The organism is Reinekea sp. (assembly GCF_982785585.1).
This window is the reverse complement of sequence record NZ_CEYAVF010000027.1, coordinates 35,735-41,882: the sequence shown is the minus strand read 5'-3', so window position 1 is coordinate 41,882 and position 6,148 is coordinate 35,735. Positions and strand designations below refer to the sequence as shown.

General features: G+C 53.8%; 6 protein-coding genes. All 6 read left to right on the top strand.

Annotated elements, in window-relative coordinates; all coding sequences use genetic code 11:
• Nucleotides 1–201: 201 nt before the first annotated feature.
• The 6 genes from AC4FIC_RS11340 to AC4FIC_RS11315 all read left to right on the top strand — a co-directional run bounded on the left by AC4FIC_RS11340 (nucleotide 202) and on the right by AC4FIC_RS11315 (nucleotide 6,019).
• The gene (locus tag AC4FIC_RS11340) at nucleotides 202–1,647 is read left to right on the top strand and encodes a cryptochrome/deoxyribodipyrimidine photo-lyase family protein (protein ID WP_488084188.1); all 1,446 of its coding nucleotides are present in this window, start codon (nucleotides 202–204) and stop codon (nucleotides 1,645–1,647) included.
• Nucleotides 1,648–1,653: 6 nt separating this feature from the next.
• Nucleotides 1,654–1,818, top strand: coding sequence for a DUF2256 domain-containing protein (locus AC4FIC_RS11335; protein ID WP_100257288.1), 165 nt, complete (start codon nucleotides 1,654–1,656; stop codon nucleotides 1,816–1,818).
• Between the two features lie 129 nt (nucleotides 1,819–1,947).
• Nucleotides 1,948–2,169, top strand: coding sequence for a hypothetical protein (locus AC4FIC_RS11330; protein WP_100257287.1), 222 nt, complete (start codon nucleotides 1,948–1,950; stop codon nucleotides 2,167–2,169).
• Nucleotides 2,162–3,916, top strand: a complete 1,755-nt coding sequence (locus tag AC4FIC_RS11325) for an ABC transporter ATP-binding protein (protein ID WP_476194936.1) — start codon at nucleotides 2,162–2,164, stop codon at nucleotides 3,914–3,916. Before AC4FIC_RS11330 ends, AC4FIC_RS11325 begins: the two co-directional genes overlap by 8 nt.
• Entirely contained in the window at nucleotides 3,913–5,691 is a 1,779-nt protein-coding gene (locus tag AC4FIC_RS11320; protein ID WP_100257285.1) for an ABC transporter ATP-binding protein, read from the top strand. Before AC4FIC_RS11325 ends, AC4FIC_RS11320 begins: the two co-directional genes overlap by 4 nt.
• A gap of 7 nt (nucleotides 5,692–5,698) precedes the next feature.
• The gene (locus AC4FIC_RS11315; protein ID WP_100257284.1) at nucleotides 5,699–6,019 is read left to right on the top strand and encodes a DUF3301 domain-containing protein; all 321 of its coding nucleotides are present in this window, start codon (nucleotides 5,699–5,701) and stop codon (nucleotides 6,017–6,019) included.
• Nucleotides 6,020–6,148: the final 129 nt, after the last annotated feature.

Genomic DNA, 6,148 nt, shown 5'->3' with positions numbered 1-6,148 from the left:
GTAGACGACAGTCTCGGTGCGCTGACAAGACCGCTGAGACGATTTGAGTAAACTAATTTTATTGTTATGCCGACAAGCACGGTAAAGACCTATCTTCCTGCTCCGGTATTTGATCTTGAGGCTCGCGACATTGAGTTATGGAAAGGCAATCAATACCCAGTGCCACTGGGTATTGTCGACGCGGTTAACCGGCCAATCTAAGTGGTGAACCGGCCGCGGATTAATCTGGTTTGGTTTAAGCGTGACTTGCGGGTCAGCGATCATGCGCCGTTAAAGCTCGCCGAAGACGCCGGTCTGCCGACCTTGTTGTTGTATGTTTTCGAGCCACTACTACTCCAAGATGGCCATTATACCGAGCGCCATTGGCGTTTTGTCACCGAGTCACTCATCGATATTAATAAAACGATTCGGGGCAAGGTTTCGGTTGCCCATCATTCTGTTATCGAGGCACTCAGTGAGGTCAGCCAGCACTACCAAATAGAGTCGATTTTCTCCTATCAAGAGACCGGCCTGGCAAATACATTCGCGCGCGACAAGGCCGTTGCCAAATGGCTCACTGAGCAAGGCATCAACTGGCGTGAGACGCAAACCGCAGCCGTCGTTAGACCGTGTCATAACCGTGCCGCATGGGGCAAACTCTGGCAAGACGTGATGACCGGCGAACTGATTGAAAATCAGCCTGGCAAGCTCGACGTGGTCCAAGTTAAGTTCGACACCCGTCAATTGCCCAACGCCTGGAAGGTTGCCAATACCGACATGCAACAGGGCGGTGCTCGTGAGGCAACCCGGGTCTTGGCTGATTTTTTTGACGCGCGCGGAAAAGACTACCAGTACTTTATTTCCAAACCGTTGCAAAGCCAATTAAGCTGCTCGCGCATGTCGCCTTATCTGGCGTGGGGCAATATCAGCTTGCGCCAAATGTATCAGCAACTGTTGCAGCATCTGGAGCGCAAGGGCTGGCGCCGAGCATTGAGCGCGTTGGCGTCACGCTTGCATTGGCATTGTCATTTTATTCAAAAATTCGAAAGCGAGGCTAATATGCAGTTTGAGCATATAAACGCCGGCTACAAAACCATCCCCTACCGTGCCGATGCCCGCTCAGATGCAGACCTGATCGCCTGGCAGCAAGGGCAGACGGGTTATCCCTTAGTCGATGCCTGCATGCGTTGTCTCATCAAAACGGGCTATATAAATTTCAGAATGCGCGCCATGCTGGTGAGCTTTTTAAGCCATCACTTACAGATTGATTGGCGCCGAGGGGTTGAGCATCTTGGCGGTCTATTTTTAGACTTTGAGCCCGGCATCCATTATGCGCAATTTCAAATGCAAGCGGGTGTTACCGGTATCAACACCATTCGTATTTACAACCCGACAAAACAGGCCCAAGAACACGATCCGGACGGCGAGTTCATTCGTGTTTGGTGCCCTGAATTGGCCAGCCTACCCAATCCACTGTTATTCGAACCCTGGACGATGACGGCAATGGAAGAACTAATGTACCAATATAGTGTGGGTACCGATTACCCCGCGCCGATCATTGATGCGGCCGTGACCTACCGTCAGGCCAGTGATCTGTTATGGGCATGGCGTGATCGAGCCGATGTAAAGCAGGAAGCACGGCGCATTCTAAATCGACATGTGAGGTAAGCGGTTATGGCGCACAGCAAGAGTCATTTACCCACTAAGGTTTGTCTGGTCTGCCAGCGACCCTTTACCTGGCGCAAGAAATGGGCAAAAAATTGGCCTGAGGTTAAGTACTGTTCAAAACGTTGTCAGGGTAATAGCAAAGTGAAAAAAATCGACCCATCAGCTCATTAACTAAACCCCAACCAATGCGATTACAGCTGCGGCCAAGGCGAATACCGAACGGCTGTTGAATAAGCGGTACCATTTCAATTTGAAAACTGTACACTAATCAAAATTCAATCCCGATCGAGCCAATCTGTTATGAAAACCGAGTGCGATGATAAGTCCGACTGGTGCAAACGCGGTGGCGCTCGGCCCGGCTGTGGCCGCAAACCGGGCGTCAAGACCCGACCGGTGCGCCTACCCGAATGGCTGCTCGACGAACTGGAACGCCTCGGCGACCCGCGCGAACTGATCCTCGACGCCTGTCAAAGCCGATATGCCTTAGCTTGCAAAACTCAACCCGAGACCGAGAATGACTAAATCCCGTTTTATACTGCATTACCTGCTGCTCAATAAGTACGCCTATCTGTTTGCCATCTTCTGCATTCTGATCGTGAACTGGTTGCAGGTGGAAATTCCGCGTTACATTCAGCAGGCGATTGACCTCTTTGGTGACCAGAGCGAGGCGTCCCGCCAAGAGCTGTTTGGCTATGTCGAGTGGGTGGTGGGCTTGTCGGTGGTGATGGTGGTATTTCGCATCCTGTCGCGCATGTATGCCTTGAACCCGGGCCGGATCACCGAGGCGGCGCTGAAAAACGATCTGTTTTATAAGCTCAATCGATTGCCCAACAGTTTTCACAAGGGCTTTGGCTCCGGCAAACTGATCTCCATTATCAATAACGACCTCAATGGCATTCGGCTGTTTTACGGCATCGGCTTCTTGCAACTGTTTAATGTGATCTTTGCCCTGTCGCTGACGCCGATCTGGATGTGGCGCATCTCACCGGCCCTGACGCTCTATTCGATAATTCCCATCCTGCTCGCCTTTGTCGTCTTTCGCATTGGCTTTCGCAAGATGCGCGCGCTGCACGGTGAACGTCTTACCCGCCTGCAGGATCTGTCGGAACAGCTGATGAACTACCTGTCGGGTATCGACCTGATTAAAAACCAACAGATGGACACCTGGGTGTTGAACGAGATCGAACAGGTCAATCAACGGCTGTTAACCTGCACCATGCAGATTACCCGTATCCAGACCTTTATTATGCCGGTGCTGGACTACGCCAATAACCTGATGAAGGTGCTGATCCTGGGCTTGGGCGGCTACTTCCTGCTGCAACAGAATCTGACCCTGGGTGAAATTACCGCCTTCCTATCCTATTCAGTCTTGCTCGCCTTGCCGTTAATGCATCTGGGCCGGATCGCGACGGTCTATCAGATGGGTATGGTCAGCATCGACAGCGTACTGACTATTCTCAATAGTACGATTCCCGAGCAAGATATGGCCTTGCAAACGCCGGCCGATCTGACCGCCCTGGGCCAGGGTACCCTGACGGTGAGCCATCTGGCCTATCAGTATCCCGATGGCGACAGCGCCGTGCTGCACGACATCAGCTTTGAACTGACGCCGGGCAAGAAGGTCGGCATTCTCGGCAGCATCGGCGCCGGCAAGAGCACCCTGGTCAATTGTTTGAACCATCACCTCGATGTGGCCCCGGGCATGATCCATTGGAACGGGCGCGACATCACCACGCTGGCCCGCCAAGATTGGCGTGCCCTGGTGCGCACCATTACCCAGGAGCCCTATCTCTTTTCCAATACCATCGAACAGAATGTCCGCTTCGGCTCGACCGATCTGGCCAAATCCGAGGTTGATCAGGTGCTCCAGTTGAGCCAGTTTGCCGAGGACATAGCGCGCTTTCAGGACGGCGACCAGACCCTGGTCGGTGAGAAGGGCATTATGCTCTCCGGTGGTCAGAAGCAACGCTTGAGCATTGCTCGGGCGCTGCTCAGCCCGAGTGACCTGATTATCATGGACAACGTCTTATCGGCGGTGGATTACGACACCGAGCGCAAGATTCTCGGCGGTCTGCTGGATCGCATCAGTCATCAGTCGGTGCTAATCGTCTCGCATCGGATCAGCGCGTTGGAGGAGATGGACGAAATATTGGTGCTGGAGGCCGGCGCCATTGTTGCCCGCGGCGATCATCAAAGCTTACTGCGCAGCTCGGCCTACTATAAGGCCACCTGGGACCTGCAGCAGAATGAGACGGAGGCCGTGACATGATCAAGGCACTGGATTTACGCTATCTGAAACACTTCTTCCACTACGCGTCGGCCTACAAGAAATCGGCCGCGATCGGTTTGGCGATGTTGCCACTGTCGATCGCCACCAACCTGTTGTTTCCCTGGTTTATTATCAAGGTGATCGATAACCATCTGGCGGTGGGCGTCTATCAAGGTCTCTATCAGCTGATTGGCCTGCTGGTGTTGGTGCTGATTATGAATTATATCGCCGATGCCTTTTACTCTTACTATTTACGCATGGTGGGTCAGAATGCCGTGTTCGATATGCGCAGCGCGCTCTTTGCCCGGATCTTAAAACTGCCGCGCAGCTATTTCGATAAGACGCCGACCGGGGTTACTCTGTCGCGTCTGACCGGCGACCTAGAGGCGATTGGCGAATCCTTTGTGCTCGGCATGTTGGGGCTGGTTAAGGACTCGATCAATACCGTGGCCTTGATCATCATGATGGCCTTTATCGACTGGCAGCTGACCTTGCTGGTGGTGCTGGTGTTTCCACCGGTGCTGTATCTGACCAACTTTGTCCGTAAGCGGCTGCGCGCCATGTATCAGATTACCCGCTCATCGCTGGCCAAGGGCACCGGTTTCTTGCAAGAAGCTCTGCTCGGCGTGAAAACCGTGCAGCTGTATCGGGCCGAGCAACAGGTGGAGGCGGAGTTTTTGCGCTACACCGACGAGTTCAAGAATGCTCAGTTGAAGACCAATACCTATGATGCGGCCCTGTTCTCGATTATTACCGGTGTGACCTCCATCACCATCGGCCTGATCATCTGGTATGGCTCCGGCAAGGTGCTGCAAGACGCTTTGACCCTAGGCGTGTTGATTGCCTTTATCAACACTCTGGAAAAGGTCTTTGTACCGCTGCGCGACTTTACCTCGCAGATTGCCTCGATCCAGCGCTCCTTTGCCGCCTTTGATCACATAGAAGAACTCTTTATTGAGCCTTTGGCCGAACAGGACCGGGTTTTGTACAGCATCGACGAGGTGCACGACAAGCTGCAACGCTTTGAGTCGCTCGAATTCAAGAACGTCAGCTTCCGCTATAAGCCGGGTGGGCCCTTGGTGCTTAATAATGTCTCCTTTAGCTTGCGCCAGGGCAATCAGTTGGCGCTGGTGGGCACCACCGGGTCGGGTAAGTCGACGGTGATGCGCCTGATTGCCAAGGTCTACCAGGACTATGACGGCAGTATCCTGCTCAATGGCTTGGAACTGGCGCAGATCCCCACCGACCAGGTCACGCCGCTGTTTTCACTGATGCAGCAGGATGTGTTTTTGTTTGAACAGTCGATCGGCTTTAATATTGCCCTCGGCAAGGAAGGCGTGGGTCCGGAGCAAATCAAGCAGGCCGCCCAGTATGTTTATGCCGACGACTTCATCAGCGCCCAGCCGGGCGGTTATGATTTGCAGTTGAGCAGCAACGGCGGCAATCTGTCGGCCGGCCAGACCCAACTAATCTCCTTTGCCCGGGCCGTCGCCCAGGGTGGTCAGGTGATGATGCTCGATGAGGCCACCAGTTCGGTCGATTCGGTTACCGAGAGCCTGATCCAGAAGGCGATCAGCCGGCTGTTTAAAGCCAAGACGGTGATCGCCATTGCGCACCGGCTCAGCACCATTCGCGACTCCGATCAGATTCTGGTGCTGCATCAGGGGCAAATCGTCGAACGCGGCAATCACGATCAGCTTATCGCCCAGCAGGGCGTCTATGCTAACCTGCTGAATGAAATCGAAGTCACGGACGGCGAAGCGAACCTCGCCTAGGAATCTTATGAACCTGATGTTAACGGACGTACTCTGGGTCGGCCTGATCATTGCCGCGGTGGCCTTTTGGTGGCAAGGGCAGGGCGTGAAAGCCTTTGCCCTGCGTAAGGTCAAACTCTATTGCGAGGAGCACAACTTACAGCTGCTCGATGAGTCGTTGGTGATCCGCAAATTTTGGATTGCGCGCGATCGGCACGGCTTGCTGCGCATACAGCGGATCTACTATTTTGAATTCACCTCGACCGGCGAATACCGCTATCGGGGCACCATGACCCTGCATGGCTATCAGGTGGCTGAAATAGAAGGCCAAACCCATCATATGCACTAGCGCGCCAGGGTCGAGCTGGGTCCCTGGCCCGTTCGCCTGACCGTTATTCGTTCGCCTGCCGATTATAAGAGTCCAATGCATGAGCCTTAGCCCCAATCTGAATGAAAAACTGCAAGCCAGCTTTGGCTT

Excerpts from the sequence above, each read along its gene's own strand:
- AC4FIC_RS11335 (WP_100257288.1), top strand. The coding sequence starts at position 1,654 with ATGGCGCACAGCAAGAGTCATTTACCCACTAAGGTTTGTCTGGTCTGC.
- AC4FIC_RS11330 (WP_100257287.1), top strand. The coding sequence starts at position 1,948 with ATGAAAACCGAGTGCGATGATAAGTCCGACTGGTGCAAACGCGGTGGC.
- AC4FIC_RS11325 (WP_476194936.1), top strand. The coding sequence starts at position 2,162 with ATGACTAAATCCCGTTTTATACTGCATTACCTGCTGCTCAATAAGTAC.
- AC4FIC_RS11320 (WP_100257285.1), top strand. The coding sequence starts at position 3,913 with ATGATCAAGGCACTGGATTTACGCTATCTGAAACACTTCTTCCACTAC.
- AC4FIC_RS11315 (WP_100257284.1), top strand. The coding sequence starts at position 5,699 with ATGAACCTGATGTTAACGGACGTACTCTGGGTCGGCCTGATCATTGCC.